This is a genomic window from Bacillus sp. FSL R10-2780 (assembly GCF_038006125.1).
Lineage (GTDB): Bacteria > Bacillota > Bacilli > Bacillales > Bacillaceae_G > Bacillus_A > Bacillus_A cereus_U.
In genome coordinates this window covers 72651-89317 of the sequence record NZ_JBBOUQ010000003.1, presented here as the reverse complement: position 1 = coordinate 89317, position 16667 = coordinate 72651, and the positions used below count along the sequence as shown (strand labels likewise).

Below are 16667 nucleotides of genomic sequence, written 5' to 3'. Positions count from 1 at the left end.
TAATAGTGACATAATAAGCGGTCGAAAATACGATCCAGAGTATATAATTAAGGGGCTTGAATATTTAGTGCCTAGATGCGCAGACTTACATTACGAATGTAAAAAGCTAAAGAGAAAATTCAATAAATATGAATAAAGTTAAGATGGTTCAAGCCGGAGGAAAGCACCTTAGGATGTCTTTTCTTTATTACTTCAATTTGAAAATTAATAAAAAAGACTAGCATATACTAGTCTTCTAAATAAAGATTCGAATGATTTTTAATGTTTTCTGGATACAATTCAGCTAGCATTTTAACTGGATTTTCTTTCCAGAATTTACCGAAAGGTGTGATCATCTTTTTCTCTATCATCCATTTCTTCACCCCTATTCTATGTAATTCCGATATAGAAATTGAAGATGTTTCAATTTCATTTCGAATGATTGTTATCGCTTCTCCTTTATTCATCCAAGTCTTATTTGGTGCTTCTCTTAAATCCCACGGTTTAAATTGACCTGGAAATGCTGCGTTTAACATTTCATATGGACTATCTCTAAAGAATTTGTTTAATGGGGTACGTAATCCTTGTTGTATTACCCAATGTAATGAATATTGTTCCTTCATATCCTCTGTAGATAAATTCAGATTTTGTACTATATCTCTAAAAATCTTTAAACTTTCTTCTTTACTTTTCCAACAATTATTTGCCCCCTTCTTTAATTCCCATGGCTGAAATTGATTTGGGTACGCCTCATTTAATATTTGATACGGACTAGAATTCCAATGGATTTGAAGAGGAGAATCTAAATATCTTTCTTTCAACCACCTATAATCAAACGTATTTAACAGCTCTTCTCTTGATAACTGTTCTTTTTCTTCAATCCAATAATATAAAACTTCTAATGCCTTTTCCTTTGTCCAATAGTTTTTAGGTGTACTTTTGAATTCCCATGGTTCAAATCGATTTGGAAATGCTGCATCTAACATTTGATACGGACTATCTTTAAAACAAATACTACACGCACCACCTAGTTTCCATTTTTTTATTAGTTCCAAATTCCAATTATCTTTAATCTCTTTCTCATTCCATTTCAAAATATCGTTAACTAAATGACGTGTTAATAATTTTATTATTTCTCTTTGTGTATCTTCCTTCCATGTCCCTTTAGGAAAAAAGCGCCTTTTCCCAGATAAAATCTCTTCATAAATCTCTACAATCGTCTGTTTCATTAGAATTTCTATCTCCTTGCCCATACATGAAAGCGCTTTATTTAATGAAGAGAACTCTTCCCTCATATATTCTAAGTAAAAGAGTTTCTCCTCACTATCATCTATGAATTTGTTTAACTTTATTTCTTCTTTATATATATTTGTTTTATATAGCTATCTTCAATCATTCATTGGCACATCTTGAAGAGTTCACTGAATACCGCCCTCACATAGGCAATACCACTCCTTTTAGAAGCGATTCATCTTTCATATGGTGGCCTTGTAACATGTAATCCTCCTTTCCTTATTACAGTTTTTCATTATATAAAAGACACTGCATAATATCGCAGTGTCTCCTCATGTATTTTTCTTGTTCTTGTCCTGGGACATCTGCTAATGTGCATGTTAATGATGTACTATATTTTTCAGCATATTTTGTTGTTTTACCAGGTACAGAAAGTTCAATACCATCTTTCACTGTATTGTCATCACCAAATGCTAAAATATGAGTACCAGTACCTTCTCCTGCTTTCGCAGATATAATATTTTCAGCTATCCCTGTTCCTTCTGATGTTAGATTAAATAAAGAATTAACAGATGATTATTATTACATTCATTATAAGTATGTTTTTTAAACGTTAACCCATTACAACTAAAATCCAGAACCCAAATTTCGGTACTTTTTTGGTGTAATAGGTTAGTTTAATGACCTGGAAATTTTAAGCAACAAAAAAAACCAATCACTTGAATTTGTTAAGCGAACGAGATTATATCATCTATTAACTTATAGACTTTTTTTCTAGTAATAGTTCAATGATAAAATTAACTTGTTTATTGGGAGCACTATAGTAAACTTCATTTCCTCTTCTATAATTCATAATTAATTTTTGGGATTTCATTTTCATTAAATGTTGGGAAACTATAGATTGAGGGATACCTAGAATTTCTACAATTTGATTTACATTACATGATCCTCTTGTCATTAATTCTATTAAAATTGTAATCCGTACCGGATGAGCCAATACTTTTAAAACTTCTGCACTTTTCACATAAATCGACAAACTCAATCACATCCATTTTCAATATTTTTCAATGCATAGTCCACCAAGAATTTATTTAATTTAATTTGATAGCTACCAGACACCGGAACCTTATTTTGTTTTGTTAGTTTGAAAGCGATGTGGTTGGTCCCCGTTTAGTAATCTTTGCAAAAGAACCTTCTTTTCTTCTATCTTAAAACAATGCTTTATCTCTTCCTTAATAAACCAAATAATCCAAAAAAGATAACTAGAAGCCCCATGAATATAAAAACAATTGTTTTTATAAAGTTTTGTTTTTGATATTGTCTTAGTTTGATAATGTTCTCTGTATTATTTTGACTTACTTCATCGTTTACTCTCTCACCATAAATGAGTAAACGATATTTACTCGAAGTATATGGTTCACATGTAAGTAGTGTAGCCTTATCCTTCCCTTTCACAATTGCGAGTTTTTCAACTTGCTCTGGATAAATTACTTCTTGACCAGTTACTTCATAAGTTAATTTCTTTCCAAAAATATGAATATAAAACTTATCCCCGTTCTGTAGTTGATCAAGATGCCTAAACATCCTGGCACCATGATAACCACGATGACCTGCTAGTACTGTATGTGTATCTTGTCCACCAATTGGAAAGGCGGTCCCGCCAATTTGACCGACTCCCATACTTAGATGCTCCTCAGTCGCACCTAAATAAATAGGGAGCTCTTCGTTAATTTTTGGGATGATTACTGTACCTAATACATCATCTTTCTTAATGAAATTCACAAGAGTGGTATTCTTCTTTTCATTACTTGTAAATGGATCTTCCATATGAAAGGTTGGCCCTTTTAATGATCCATTATAAGCTTCCATTGCCTTAAATCTCTTACTAATATTCTCGTCTTCTAATTCGCCCACCTGTTTCTCATAATTCGTTATTTCTGTTTCATAAACACGATGATTCATGTAATTTGCAACAGTTGGATATAGAAATACCCCTAACCCTACAACAAATAATACCGCACTTATTAACACTTTTTTCATAAATTCACCACGCACTAATTCTAGTTGTTTACCTCTTTTTTCTTTCTTCTTCTCATTAGGATAAGGAGTACAACTATAGTTAAAATAGCTATTGGGACAATTAACACCCACTCATCGAACATAGATGGTTTTGCAATCATTTCTTTTTCTTTTTCTTGTGGTTCATAAGGAATCCGGTGTCCTCTCACTAACATTCTATGTGTATTGACCCCATAAGGCGTACATGTAAGCAATGTCGCATAATCCTGATTCTCCACAACCATTAAGTCCTCTACTTCACTCGGTAAAACCACTTTAATTTGATCAACTTCATAAGCAAGAACCTTATCTAATGAATGAATATAAAAAACATCTGATTCTTTCAGTTTGTCTAAATCGGTAAATAACTTGGCTGAAGGTAATCCCCTATGTCCTGTTAACACCGTATGTGTACTTTCTCCGCCTACTGGTAAAGAAGACTTCTCTAAATATCCTACTCCGCGGTTCAGAACTTCTTCAGATGTTCCTTGATAAATGGGAAGTTTCACATCGATTTTAGGTATTTCAACATATCCCATGACATCACCAATATTTAACACGTCCGCATAAGACTTTTGATTCTCTTTTGACTTTTCCGCAAATGGATCTGAAAGCGATTGTGTGGATTTCTGAACTTGTTTATTATATTCCTTTGCCTTTTCTTCACGACGTTCGAGTTCTTTCTTTTGAAGTGATTTTACTTTCGTATCAAAAGAGCTTACCTGAGAGTAATGTGTTCTTGTTGCTAACCAGTTGCTTACGGTTGGATATAAAAAAATACCAAGCCCTAATACAAATATAAACCCAAAAATGATATTGCGTTTCATAGTGCCCCCTTTAAATCTGTAAACATATTGAAAAGAGGGAAGCGATTTGCTTCTCCTCTTTTCACAGTTCACCGGTATAAATTTGTAATGATTTAGTTATTTGCAGCTTTTCTTCTGAAGAAAACAAATGCTGCTGCAGCCATTAATAACATACCTACTACAGAGAATAAGATTGTTCCCATACCACCTGTTGAAGGAAGGATCCAACCACTCTTATTATTTTCTACATTTAATTTAATTGTTTGATGATCTGCATCAATTGTTACATTGATTGGATCTCTTAAGATTTGGTAAGAACCTGTTGAACCATCTTCTTTTGTATAAGTTGGTGCTTTTGTCTCAACGATTTGGTAATCACCGTAAGGGATATTATTCCATGTGATAACACCATTTTCGTCTGATACACCTTTTACTGGTTGACCTTGTACGACTACAACTTTACCGTCTTTATCACGTAATTCAAACTCTGCACCCGCTAATGTTTTTCCATCTGCACCATCTACTTTTGTTAACGAAATGCTACCATTTGTTGGTACAACAATAACTGGTTTCGTCTCTTTCTCACCCGTTACATCATTTTTGTTTGTAAAATCAATTGTTGCTGTATTTGGGATTTCTGTTCCTGCCGGTACGCCTTCTTTAATTTGTGATTTAATTTGTAAATAGAATTCTTTTTTACCATCTAACTTTGAAAAATCTTTTACAGTAGCTGTTACTTTTTGTCCATCTACAGTTACTTCTACAACGCTTGCATCTACTTGTACACCATCAATTGTTACAACTGGTGTACCTTGAATAACTAATCGATCATCCATTATGTCTGTTACCACATAATTTTTATAATCCTTAATATCTTCTGGAATTAATGTTTTAATATCATAATTGTAATCTTTTAACGGATTTATCGGTAAAAACTCTAAATCGTTATTAATCTTTTTATCAATTGTTGGTTCTTCAAAGTTTTTCACTGCTACTGGTACGACAACACCAGAAGTCATTGTACCGTCTGCGTTAATTGTACCTGATTCTTTAATAGAGAATGGATATTTTGTTGAGTCTAGTACATATCCTGTTGGTGCCTTTGTTTCTTGGAAATAGTAATCGCCGTATTCTAAACCGTCTACACGAATTTTCCCGTCAGTACCTGTTACTAAACCTGTTTTCACTTCTGTGCCATTTGCTTTAAAGATAGAGAATTCTGCACCTGCTAATGCTTTATCTTCTGCACCTGTTTTTGTTAATTCTACTGCACCGCGTTTAATTTCATTCTTTGGATACATGTGCACGTCATAGTTTAACGCAACACCATCTTTGCTTGTCATTGGAACGTCAACTGTATACGTATTTTTGTTTAAGTTAACATGTGGTGGACCAGCAATTTCTTTTACTTCATAGCGACCTAGTGGTAAATTTGGAAATACCGCTTGCCCGTTTGCATCTGTTGTTACTTGAATTGGAGTTGCATTTGTTACTGTTTTTACTACTTCCGTTGCGATTTTTCCATCATTTGTAATCTTTTCAAATGACGTAATTTGCTTAATTTCAAATGTTACACCCGGTAATGCTTTTGCACCATCAGGAATTGTTTGATTTGCAGAACCGTCACCTTCTGCACCTGGCGCTCCATTTTTTTCTTGTTCATACTTATGGATTGTTAAAGTACCAGTCGTTGGAGTTGCCGCATTTGCAACCATACTTGGCAAGTTTGAGAACATTAATACAAAGATGAATAATAGACTTAAAATCTTTTTCATTTTCTTTTCCCCACTGTCTCTATAAATTTTTGAATCTATTTATTTCTATTTCTCTTACGGAGAAATACGTATAACGCGATTATCATAAGTAATACACCAATTCCATAGAATAAGGTGGTTCCAATTCCGCCTGTTTCCGGTATCACCCATCCTGTTTTGGAGTTTTTCACTGTTAGTTTTACCACTTCTCCGGATGTTGTAATATTAACGTCTATTGGATCTCTTAAAAGCATATAATCATTTGGTGCTTTCGTTTCAACAAGCTTATATGAACCTAATGGGAGATCCTTAAGTATCAGTTTCCCTAATTCATCCGTAGTACCACTCGCTATTACTGAATACCCCGTTGAATTGTCTGATTCATATTTCCGAAGTTCAAACGTTGCGCCTGAGAGAACTTTTCCTGTTTGATCGTCTACTTTTGTAAGTTCAAGTGATCCAGGTAGTGCTTTCATTGCAACCCCTACCCGTAATGGTTCTACAGCTAGAAGTCCATTCGTTGTTACTGCAAAGGAATTCCATGCAGCACGGTCCACTTCAGGTGTCTTTTCATCAAAAAGTGCTGCGTCTACTGGTAAGGCTGGCGCTTTTGCCTCTACGTCAAATTGAATATCTTGTCCTTCTAACCATTGGACGCCATCCTTCATGACAATCTTGAAACTATGAATATCGTTCCAATTTGTAACCGCACTTGCCAACATCCAATTTGGATCCTCTGCACCAGCTGGGTTTGGTTGTGGTGTAGAACCGACCGAATAATCTACTGTTGCGTATAAATCATCACGTTTTGGGTTTTTGGACTTACTATAGTAAACCGTGACCTGGTCTTGCCATTTCGTTCCCGCAAAGCTAATAGGTCCTTTTAATGTCGTTTCAAATTTACTACCTCGTTCTGTGGTATCCGTAATTCCTAAATCCCCTACTGACGGTAATACATCTAGAAACATAAACTGCTCAATAATTTCATTCGTTGTATTCGTTAAATTGAAACGATACGTTACATCTCCATCTGGGTTTGTATGCCCAAATAGTGAGAAATCACTATCTAAACTACCTTTTACTTGTTTTGTAATTTGTAAGTTATCGTTCTTTATAATCGAATACTTGTTGGCCGACTTCACACGAGGCTGAGTCGTATTTCCATTTTTATTTACATCATTTGTATCTGTTTCTAGAACCGATTTTGTATAAACATCTCCTTGAGAAGTAGGTACTTTTAGCCCTGTATTCGCTGAGAATCCATACACTTGCATTTCTAAATTTGACAATGCTGTTCTTGTGACATCCACATCAAAACTCGCAGTTACTTTTTCTTTAGGTAGTAAACGCGAATTATCAAAAGTGAATTTGATTTGTTGTTGGCCGTTAACCTCACCGATCACTTGATATTTCGGATTATCTGAATTCGTACTGTATAACATATTGGGTTGGTCCAGTATGTTGACCCCTTTAGGTAATAGGGCAACAAGTTCCAGTGGTCCTCTAATATTCGCTTCTGACGTAGCATCATTTTGGAACTGAATTTCGATACGATTGTTTCCGCGTTGTATGTTTGAACCTGTCGCTAACGGTTTGTTTCCACCATCTACAAACTGAATAGAAGATTGAACAATTGGTGCCGTATCAAAAGTGTTAATAATATTGACGTGTCGATTACCATGCACGGATGTATCATCTATTGGTGTAAGTGCTACTTTGGTGCCATCATTTAGCTTAAATTCATACTTTACACTATTTGTAGTAGTCCCTGTTGCACCTGCATACACATCATAATAGGAGTAAACTTCGGTGTTCATTTGACCCGAGGCATTTCGGTAAATCACACGGTAAGCTTGTACATGTTCACCAGCATTTTTACCGAATTTTGATACCTCAAACTTCTCCGTCAATGTCCCAGGATCTCCAATAGGGTATTGAATTTGATATTCTTGTTTCCATTCACCATTTACTTTTAATTGAATAAAAGTATCCGGTAATTTAGCAAGAGGATGTGCTGGATTGCTTGCATTATAATATGAATAGGGAACTTTTAATTCAAGATGTGTCAAATCTAATTTTGGATCAATCGTATACTCCATCATATAGTACGCGTATCCTTGATCTACAATTTGTTGAAAATCAGGATACTTAGCGTTTGGATCAGAATTGACTGTGTGTAATAAACCATACGGATGGATAGCTATATAATTTCCGAACTGCAATTGAGCATCATCTGTAACAGTTGGTACATACCCCAAATTCACATTGTTTGTATAACCGCCAATTCCATTTTGCGCTCCTGCATGAAATCCGTAAATCCAACCCCCAGGTGTACCAGGTTTATCAACATCACTACTCGCAATCCCTACTTCTGCTGTTTCTGACGCACTAATCGTTGGTGTAGTAGCTATATTCCCATAAGGTTGATACGTTGCGGTAGCTTTGTTTTCAATTTTTGAATTATAGGCAATATTAGGGTCGAACAACAAAATTATTTTCAACTCTTTTTCAAATAAGTTCCCATTTACGCTTACTTGATCTTGCTGAGCAAACGTTGGTGCATCAAATTCCCAAGTGACCGTTCGATTGGTTGCATTGTACACACCCGTAAACCCTGAGTCTTGTAAAGTAGGATCAAAAACAAGCTCTGCAGGTAGTTGATCAACAATGCGTATTTTACCATTTTCTTGAATATAGCTAAGTCCCGCATCTGTTTTAGGGATGCTCGCTTTAATCGTCCAAACACCTAAGTCCCCTTGAACCGGATTATCAGTACTCAAAGTCCACCTGTTATTTCTGTACTTTTTTGTACTAGTATAGGCTTTAGAGATACTCACTGCTCCATTTGAAATAACCATTGTCGTTTTTTTACCGGAGTCCAAAGCTTCCGCATACTGATCTACTTTAATACTCGCATTAGATTCTAGATTCCTAATATTTTTACCTTTATCGCTAACAGGCGTTTTTCCTAACTCAGGAATTACTTGAATAATGGTTTTGTAGACTTGTCCAGATACTAATTCAGGGAATTTGTAAGTTAAAGTACCTTTCTGTGCATTATAGATTGGACTCACACCAGCAATCGTTAATGTTTCATTCGGAACACCGTTTTGAATTTGCGGGTAAATTACAGGAACCTCTGGATGCTTCGGTAAGTTGACAACCATTTGACCATTCGTCAAAGTTGTCTGGGATCCTGTTACTTTTACATTCAACTCAAAATTGGCTGTTTTTCCAGAAAGCACTTCTTGTTGTAAAGAGTTTAAATACAACTCTAGATTTGCTGTTTCTGATGTTGCGTTAAATGCTACTGCTGTTTCGGGTGTAGCGTTAGATGCTACCGCTGTTTCTGATGTTGCGGTAGATTCTTTTGCTGTTTCTGATGTTGCGGTAGCAGCACTAACAGCTCCATTTGAAATTACCTTTGTTGTTTTCTTTCCTGAATTCAACGCATCCTTGTATTGATCTACCGTGATACTTACATCTGATTCTAGTTCAATGATGTTTTTATCTTTATCACTGACAGGTGTTTTTCCTAATTCAGGAACTGCCTGAATAATAGTCTTATAGACTTGCCCAGATTTTAGTTCTGGAAAGGTATAAGTTAATGTACCTTTCTGCGCATCATAAATTGGACTAACCCCTGCAATTGTTAAAGTTTTATCAGGAACACCATTTTGAATCTGTGGATAGACCACTGGAACTTCGGAATGTTTCGGTAAGTTCACAACGATTTTTCCGTTCGTTAGTGTGGTTTGTGATCCCGTCACTTTTACATCTAACTCAAAATCGGCTGTTTTTCCAGAAAGTACTTCTTGTTGTAGCGCTTTAAAATTCAGTTCCAAATTTGGTACTTCTGACGTGGCAGCTACTGCAGATATAGCAAATTGCTGAAAAAACAATAGCACCGACATCATCAGAATTAGCGCCTTACCAACATACTTTTTCACTGTGAAAATTCCTCCTTCCAGAGAATTTTAAGATTATTTTAACGATTTATAACTTTCCCCCTCCCTTTATTTAACTTTTGTGATGGTACATTGTTGCCTGTCACTTGAGCTATGTTTTTGATTGTGTTTCCTGCCTGATCTCACATGATTCTCTTCTAGAATGTAACGAATTTTCCATTCGAAAACTGTTCCTGTTAGAAAACACAGGTATCGTCTCATGTTGATTTACCTTCCATCATTTTTACCGAACTTGAATCCGATTGAATGATTATAGAAGTGGCCGAAGCACAGCGTCATCGCCAATAAGTTTCATCTGACACAAGCATCCATCATCAAGGTCATTGGAAAGCCATTTATATGGATTTCCAATGACCTTCTTCAAATAACTTTACCAGTATGTGGAACTTCTATCAGTCATAAATATTTCCTTTATCAAAGTAAATATTGTTTCTTTAAGTTGACTTCACAATTTTAACCTTCTGGTTACCTGTCCCTTCTGCTTTCGAGTTTGCAATATTATAAATAGTCTTAATTCTTTTTTTTTGCCCTTGCATATATTCTATTTAAATTACTCTGATGTCCCCGCGAACTCGGTTTAACTATAAAAATAAATAAGCAACATAACATCTGTATATATTGAAAAATTCTATAGGTTAGTGCCTCTTCTTAATTCGTAATCTTTGATTTTTTCATTTTGGTCAATCTTACTGTCTTGTTTTCTTTCGTAGAGAGTGGGATGGAATTACAATACAATATTTGAACCTTTCCTTTGTCGTGTAATAGTAGATTTCGTACGGTTAAGAGAACACATAACAAAGTTGGATTTTATTTGTTCATCTAGAAGTTTCCAATACTCCCCCAACATCTTAAAATCCTAATTTAACTACAAAAAAGCTAAGACACTCACTTGTGATACCAGTGAATGTCTTAGCTTGCAACAAAAGGAAATTAGACTTGAGATTTGCCCATACAATTCATAAAGAACACATTTACACTTTACTAAAGATAAGAAAAGGTTTCTATTTCCACCCCCTAGTACTTAAAAAAGGAAAATCACTAGCAAGAAACACCTTTGAAATATCGATATAACTCGCTAAAAACTAGATTCTTTCAACAAAAAAGAAACTATTTTATCCCCAAATAGCTTCTTTTCTGTTTATTATCCTTTTTCACGTTGCTAAATTATGTACAGCCATGACATGGCTGGCGTAACAATGCTGTACATAGGAATAGAAGCAACTTGATTTATAGTTACTTTTAAGAAGACACGGGGGAACAGGGAAAGTGAACTTCTCAAATTAGTTACCTCTATTCCTACAGACAGCAGTTGCTTATTATTTAAATTTAATCTACTCACTATAGTTATATAAAAATATTTTACTTATACTATATAACTCAGATTACCTAATCAACTATTACTTCATTAGACACCTTAATCCTTTAAATATTTGTACCATCTTTTCATTACTAATTTGATAATAATTTTCCACACCGTTTCTTTCCACATTTAAAATTATTCCCCTCATCTTTGATAGATGTTGAGATGTTGGTGATTGTCGAATACCTAGAATTTTGGTTAACTGTGTTTCATGTAATGTTTTATGTTTAATTATTTCATTAATAATTTCCAAGCGGATTAGGTTCACTATTAATTTTAACAAATATGCATCTTCTTCATACATCACACTTTGGATATCTTAAAGTAACAATGTACTCATCATTCTCCCTTACTTATATTAGTTTATTAATTTTCTTTTTAGAATCGTAGCATGTCTATCTAAATACATTACAGATACAAGGAATTCGGCACAAACCATATGAGAAACATTACAATTACTCATAATATCCTCAACCATAAGATTCTTTTTCTTCTTTCTACCTTAGAGAGGCAATGTATTAATTCGCAGCACCTCTTTAAACCTTCTATTATTTTGATGATAACAAGATATCAAAACTTATAAATCCTTTTTTCTTCCCCTAACAAGGGAAAAAAAATAACATTTCCATACACATATTTAATATATAATCAGGATTGTTTTTAATAACTTTCTGTTCGAAACATTACCCTTTTTTACAAAAAATTCATGTATAAAAAATAATTCCTCTGTATTTGTTCAATTTTTGTTCAAAAGGCAGAGGGATTTTTTATGATGAGTCAATAGGGACTAGTAATAGTTTATGGGTATATATCAAAAAGGGGGTTTTTATAGAAAAATATATCATAATTAAAAGATAGTTTTTAATATTGAAATATTTAAAATAAGCAGTTGAAGGATTTGCTCTAAAAATTTAGGAGGCTACATTGGCTGTTCATATAAAACTATTCAAAATGAGATTAAAATTATAAAAAAATTTCTTCCTGAAAATTGGATTTTACATACGAAAAAGGGATATGGTATGAAATTAATTCATCCCCAATATGAAACAGTTGCTAGCATATTTATCCATGATCATAAGGACTTAATTTTTCAGCTACTAAATTTCTTGTTGAAAGCTGAAGTTATTCAACAAATTTCCATCGATACACTATCCTGTGCATCACGTAATAAATCCTATATTTTTAAAAAACCTGTAACAGTCCATTCATAATCTGTTCATACTCCTTATTTATGATAAATACATAGTCAAATTACAAAATAAGGAGTACTGTTTTTAGCTCTTAAAGAATTAAAACAGTCGAAATTAAGGTGCGGATTAATTGGTACAATCATGATTTTATTATCATTTCTTGCACTTATCGTATCGGGGTTAGCTAATGGATTATCCAATGCAAATGCTTCTTCCATTTTTGAAATAAAAGCAGAGAACATTCTTAGGTATAAAGAAGAGCAAGGAACTTTAACAATGATTATTGCATTTTCACTTGTGATTACATCGTTGTTAATTGTTGTGTTCTTCTATGTTATTACTTTACAAAAAACACAACAATTAGGTGTATTAAAAACAATTGGTACAAAAAATCCTTATTTAACTTATAACTTAGTAGTACAAGCTGTATTCTTATCTGTTGTTGCATTATTAGTAGGTGTTGGTTTAACGCTTGCATTTGTTCAATTTTTGTTCAAAAGGCAGAAGGGTTTTTTATTATGAATCAATGGGGACTAATAATAGTTTAAAGATATATATCAAAAAGGGGATTTTTTTATGGAAAAACATATTATAACCAAAAGGCAGTTTTTAATATTGAAATATTTAGAAGAAGCAGTTGGATGGATTAGCTCTGAAGAACTAGGAGTCTACATTGGATGTTCATATAAAACTATTCAAAATGAGATTAAAATTATAAGGGAATTCCTTCCTAAAACTTGGAATTTGCATACAAAAAAGGGATATGGTATGAAATTAATTCATCCCAAAAATGAAACAGTTGCTAGCATATTTATCCATGATCATAAGGAGTTAATTTTTCATCTACTAAATCTCTTGGTTGAAAGAAGAGGTTATTCAACAGAAGAACTTGGAGAGTTGTTACATATAAATCGTAACATGACTGTTGAATTACTCAAGAAAGTGGAACAGAGGATTAAACCATTTTTTTTAACTTTAAAAAGTAGGCCCTATTATATTGAGGGAAATGAAGGGGCCATTCGCTTATTATTATTCGAGATTTTATTTTTAACAAATGGTAATTCTTATTTTCAGAGCTTTAGAGCGCATCAGAAGATATCGCTAAAGTTCAAGCTAAAGCTCAAGATCTATTTAGAGGCAACACACGGAATAACCCTTACTCATTTTGGTATAAATTTATTTTTAAACTTTATAAGTATTTGTATGTTACGGAGTCAGAAAGGCTTTGAAGCGGAAGAACGACGCTTTGGTGTTGAAGAGAAATTAATACAGCAAGGGTATTTTAAAGAGTTTAATGGTTTGTTTTTATTATTGGAAGAAATGTTAGACTATGAAATTCCTATAAAAGAACGAGTATACATTTATTTAGCATTAATATTTTCAGAGTTTGAGTATATAAACTCCATTGAATTAGCTCTTGAAAAGTATTCAAGAGTTGACATTGTAACGGCGCTAGAACTATTTTCTGCAGATAAAGGTTTTAGGCATTTACATGTTCCTCAAAATGAATGTAAGGAGTTTCTTGAATTCTTACATTTTCTTAAAGAGTATTTAGAGTATGATTTTCTATATGATAAAACCTTTGTCATTAAAATGTTTAGTCTTTATTGTATTGCAAAAGTAAGAAGTGTGTTGCCAGAGCTTCAATATTTATCAAAACGAACTGTATTAACAGGGATTACTAACGAATATCCTATATTTTTAAAAGAAGTAGCTGGAATTCAGAGTATTTGGGAGGAGAAAAAAGCTTTTAAATGCCATAATAAAGTCACGATGTCTTTTACTTTATTATTGTTACAATACATTACTGCAGAAAAGAACTTGTATCCAAATGTTTTATATCTTACATCCCGCTCTCAAATTATCAGTGATTTTACTTTGAATAACATGAATAGACATTTCAAGGGGAAAGCAAACCTGAAAATGAAATTTGTTTGGGAATTATATGAATCCGCTATGGAATTTGAAAATATAGATTTAATTATAACAGATACTGTTTTACCATTTTCTTTAAAGGATATTCCCATCATCTTAATTGAAAATAACCTCTCAAATAAAGAGCTTTTAGATATTGACTATGCTATAGATCGATGTATGAAAAAAAAGGATGGACTGTTCTCTGAAAATAAAATGGAATTTTCAAATCCAAAGGAGAAAATTTGATTGTTTTCTTTTCAGTAAAAGTATAATTTTATAAAATTATACTTCGCAACTCAAAGAAATAGTGACATATCGCTATGTCACTATTATTACCTTAATTTATTTTCTTATAAACATAGATCCATGCTAGTTTATAAGAAAACTTGTTGCCCAAAACACAAACTAAATATATAAAATATGCACTGACATTGATAATTTCAAATCTTTTATTTTTTCATAACTCTATGTACTCAAGCATCTATTCACAAAATAAGGGAAGAAGAACCAATCAAAATGAACCGTTGCAAAGATACCATTAGCAATAATAATTGCTGTTGTTCGGTTGATCCGTTCAATGGTTCTGGTGCAAAAATAAAACAAAAAAGAATAAAGCGCATATATTCCTAACAAAATCGTATCTTATGCTGAAAGTCCAAACAATTAATGGATGAATTTTTTCTGATTTTGGACAGAATGGTCCCGTAAATCAAGCTGTTCTTTTTTAATCATATGCATGGCTTCTACTCCAGAAAGAATGGATGTAGCTGTGTCAAAACATTTGAACCCTAGCATGGAACGGATTCGCTTCTTTATAAAGCGATGATCTTGTTCTACTATGTTATTCAAATACTTTTGTTGTCTAAGTTGCATACCATCAGGTATGCTTTTTTCTTTTTTTAACTGTTCAATTGCTATAGGATAGGCCGGGCTCTTATTGACTGTTATAACACGTGGCTTTGAAACATGAAAAAATCGCAAAGCTTTCTTGAAAAAGCGCTTTGCAACCTTCTGGTCTCTTGTTTTGTTTAGAAAAAAATCAATTGTGTTTCCTTTCGAATCAACAGCACGATACAGATACATCCATTGACCTTTTACTTTGATATATGTTATTAATTGCATCAGGAGTATAGGCACGTTATAATAGTCACCTAATTATATGTAAAGAGGTGCAGAAAATGAATAAGACGGAATTAACAAAAGTAGTAGCAGAAAAAGCAGAACTTATACAAAAGGATGCAGCTGCAGCGACACAAGCTGTATTAGATACTATAACAAACGCGCTAGCAAATGAAGAAAAAGTACAGATTCTTGGGTTTGGTACATTTGAAGTGCGTGAAAGATCTGCACGTACAGGACGTAACCCGCAAACAGGTGAAGAAATGCAAATTGCTGCCTCAAAGGTTCCTGCTTTTAAAGCTGGAAAAGAATTAAAAGAAGCAGTGAAATAATTATACATAGTGAAAAAGGATCTGATATGAATATCAGATCCTTTTTCTTTAGGGGATAGCACCCCATCTCTATTGAGCTAACAAAACAAAATCCCCCCTAAAACGAAAAAGAGATGAAGACAACAATAAAAAGCTTATCATTAAGTGCTAACGGATAAGCTTTTTTGTCTATACTTATTGAATTTTATTGGATTTATTTCATGCTAATTTAGTAATAAAATATTGAATACCAAACAAGATAGTAACAAGTAGAATGAACTTTATACATACTAAAATCCATCCAACTAAAATTCTTACAGCTATTTCACCAAGTCGTATTCCCCGATCAATTTTACAATCTCTTTTTTCCTCCAATCATCTTTTTTTATCTTTCTTCATAATCTTGCCCTCCTTCATATATTCATTTACTTATTAATAATTTCACTTGCACATCCACTATCTAAAAAATACATTAGCTGATAAATATAAGTTAGATAATATATATAAATAAAAAACCCAAAAGGTACACTTTTCTAGTTTAAGATTGATTTGAAAATTATATTTCATTACAACTATAAATTCATCGGAAAATAATAGATTATATTCCGATTTTAATATTGATTAATAAGTAATAATCCCCCATTCTTCTTTATCAACCTATATTTACATTTTTATTAATTCATTATGATACCGACGTTGATTTAAAGTGGTTTATATAAAGTGAATAAGTGGAATTTTTAGGGAGAGAAGCCGGGCTTTCGTTTGTGAATTAACATAATTATCAAATATTAAAACTCTACATGTTAATATTTGTTATAGCTTATAACTAAGCGCTAATCTAAATGGTGTCCCTGTTTTGTTTGTTGAAATAGTTTAATTCGTCCTTTTTGTGGGCATTATAAAATTTTAACTTGATGGCGATGTAGTAGGATCCCAATTAGTGAACCATTATCTCCAAAAATACAATACTAA

The 16667-nt window shown here is 33.1% G+C and carries 8 protein-coding genes and 4 pseudogenes; 3 read left to right on the top strand and 9 right to left on the bottom strand.

Going from position 1 to position 16667, the window contains the following annotated elements; genetic code table 11:
• Nucleotides 1-227 precede the first annotated feature (227 nt).
• The 7 genes and pseudogenes from NSQ47_RS26685 to NSQ47_RS26655 form a co-directional block, all read right to left on the bottom strand.
• Entirely contained in the window at nucleotides 228-1208 is a 981-nt protein-coding gene (locus tag NSQ47_RS26685) for a DUF4046 domain-containing protein (RefSeq protein WP_341038711.1), read from the bottom strand.
• Between the two features lie 286 nt (nucleotides 1209-1494).
• Nucleotides 1495-1752 (bottom strand): annotated as a pseudogene (locus NSQ47_RS26680) (WxL domain-containing protein); the annotation flags it as partial.
• 214 nt (nucleotides 1753-1966) lie between these two features.
• The gene (locus NSQ47_RS26675; protein WP_078181480.1) at nucleotides 1967-2248 is read right to left on the bottom strand and encodes an ArsR/SmtB family transcription factor; all 282 of its coding nucleotides are present in this window, start codon (nucleotides 2246-2248) and stop codon (nucleotides 1967-1969) included.
• Nucleotides 2249-2433: 185 nt separating this feature from the next.
• Nucleotides 2434-3252: a class C sortase gene (locus NSQ47_RS26670; protein ID WP_335695707.1), complete on the bottom strand. Its 819-nt coding sequence runs from the start codon at nucleotides 3250-3252 to the stop codon at nucleotides 2434-2436.
• 20 nt (nucleotides 3253-3272) lie between these two features.
• Nucleotides 3273-4097: a class C sortase gene (locus NSQ47_RS26665; protein ID WP_335695708.1), complete on the bottom strand. Its 825-nt coding sequence runs from the start codon at nucleotides 4095-4097 to the stop codon at nucleotides 3273-3275.
• A 92-nt stretch (nucleotides 4098-4189) separates the two neighbouring features.
• Entirely contained in the window at nucleotides 4190-5851 is a 1662-nt protein-coding gene (locus tag NSQ47_RS26660) for a SpaA isopeptide-forming pilin-related protein (protein ID WP_341038706.1), read from the bottom strand.
• 35 nt (nucleotides 5852-5886) lie between these two features.
• Nucleotides 5887-9780, bottom strand: a complete 3894-nt coding sequence (locus tag NSQ47_RS26655; protein WP_341038704.1) for a SpaA isopeptide-forming pilin-related protein — start codon at nucleotides 9778-9780, stop codon at nucleotides 5887-5889.
• Between the two features lie 2802 nt (nucleotides 9781-12582).
• On the opposite strand from NSQ47_RS26655, the pseudogene NSQ47_RS28295 reads away from it, so the two are divergent.
• A pseudogene (locus NSQ47_RS28295) lies at nucleotides 12583-12840 on the top strand (FtsX-like permease family protein); the annotation flags it as partial.
• Between the two features lie 84 nt (nucleotides 12841-12924).
• Nucleotides 12925-14511: a helix-turn-helix domain-containing protein gene (locus tag NSQ47_RS26640; protein WP_341038701.1), complete on the top strand. Its 1587-nt coding sequence runs from the start codon at nucleotides 12925-12927 to the stop codon at nucleotides 14509-14511.
• Nucleotides 14512-14670: 159 nt separating this feature from the next.
• On the opposite strand, the pseudogene NSQ47_RS26635 reads toward NSQ47_RS26640, so the two are convergent.
• Both NSQ47_RS26635 and NSQ47_RS26630 read right to left on the bottom strand, forming a co-directional pair.
• Nucleotides 14671-14850 (bottom strand): annotated as a pseudogene (locus NSQ47_RS26635) (CPBP family glutamic-type intramembrane protease); the annotation flags it as partial.
• Between the two features lie 78 nt (nucleotides 14851-14928).
• Nucleotides 14929-15375: pseudogene (locus tag NSQ47_RS26630) on the bottom strand (IS6 family transposase); the annotation flags it as partial.
• A gap of 68 nt (nucleotides 15376-15443) precedes the next feature.
• On the opposite strand from NSQ47_RS26630, the gene NSQ47_RS26625 reads away from it, so the two are divergent.
• On the top strand, nucleotides 15444-15716 hold the full coding sequence (locus NSQ47_RS26625; RefSeq protein WP_078181488.1) for an HU family DNA-binding protein: 273 nt from the start codon (nucleotides 15444-15446) through the stop codon (nucleotides 15714-15716).
• Nucleotides 15717-16667 lie beyond the last annotated feature (951 nt).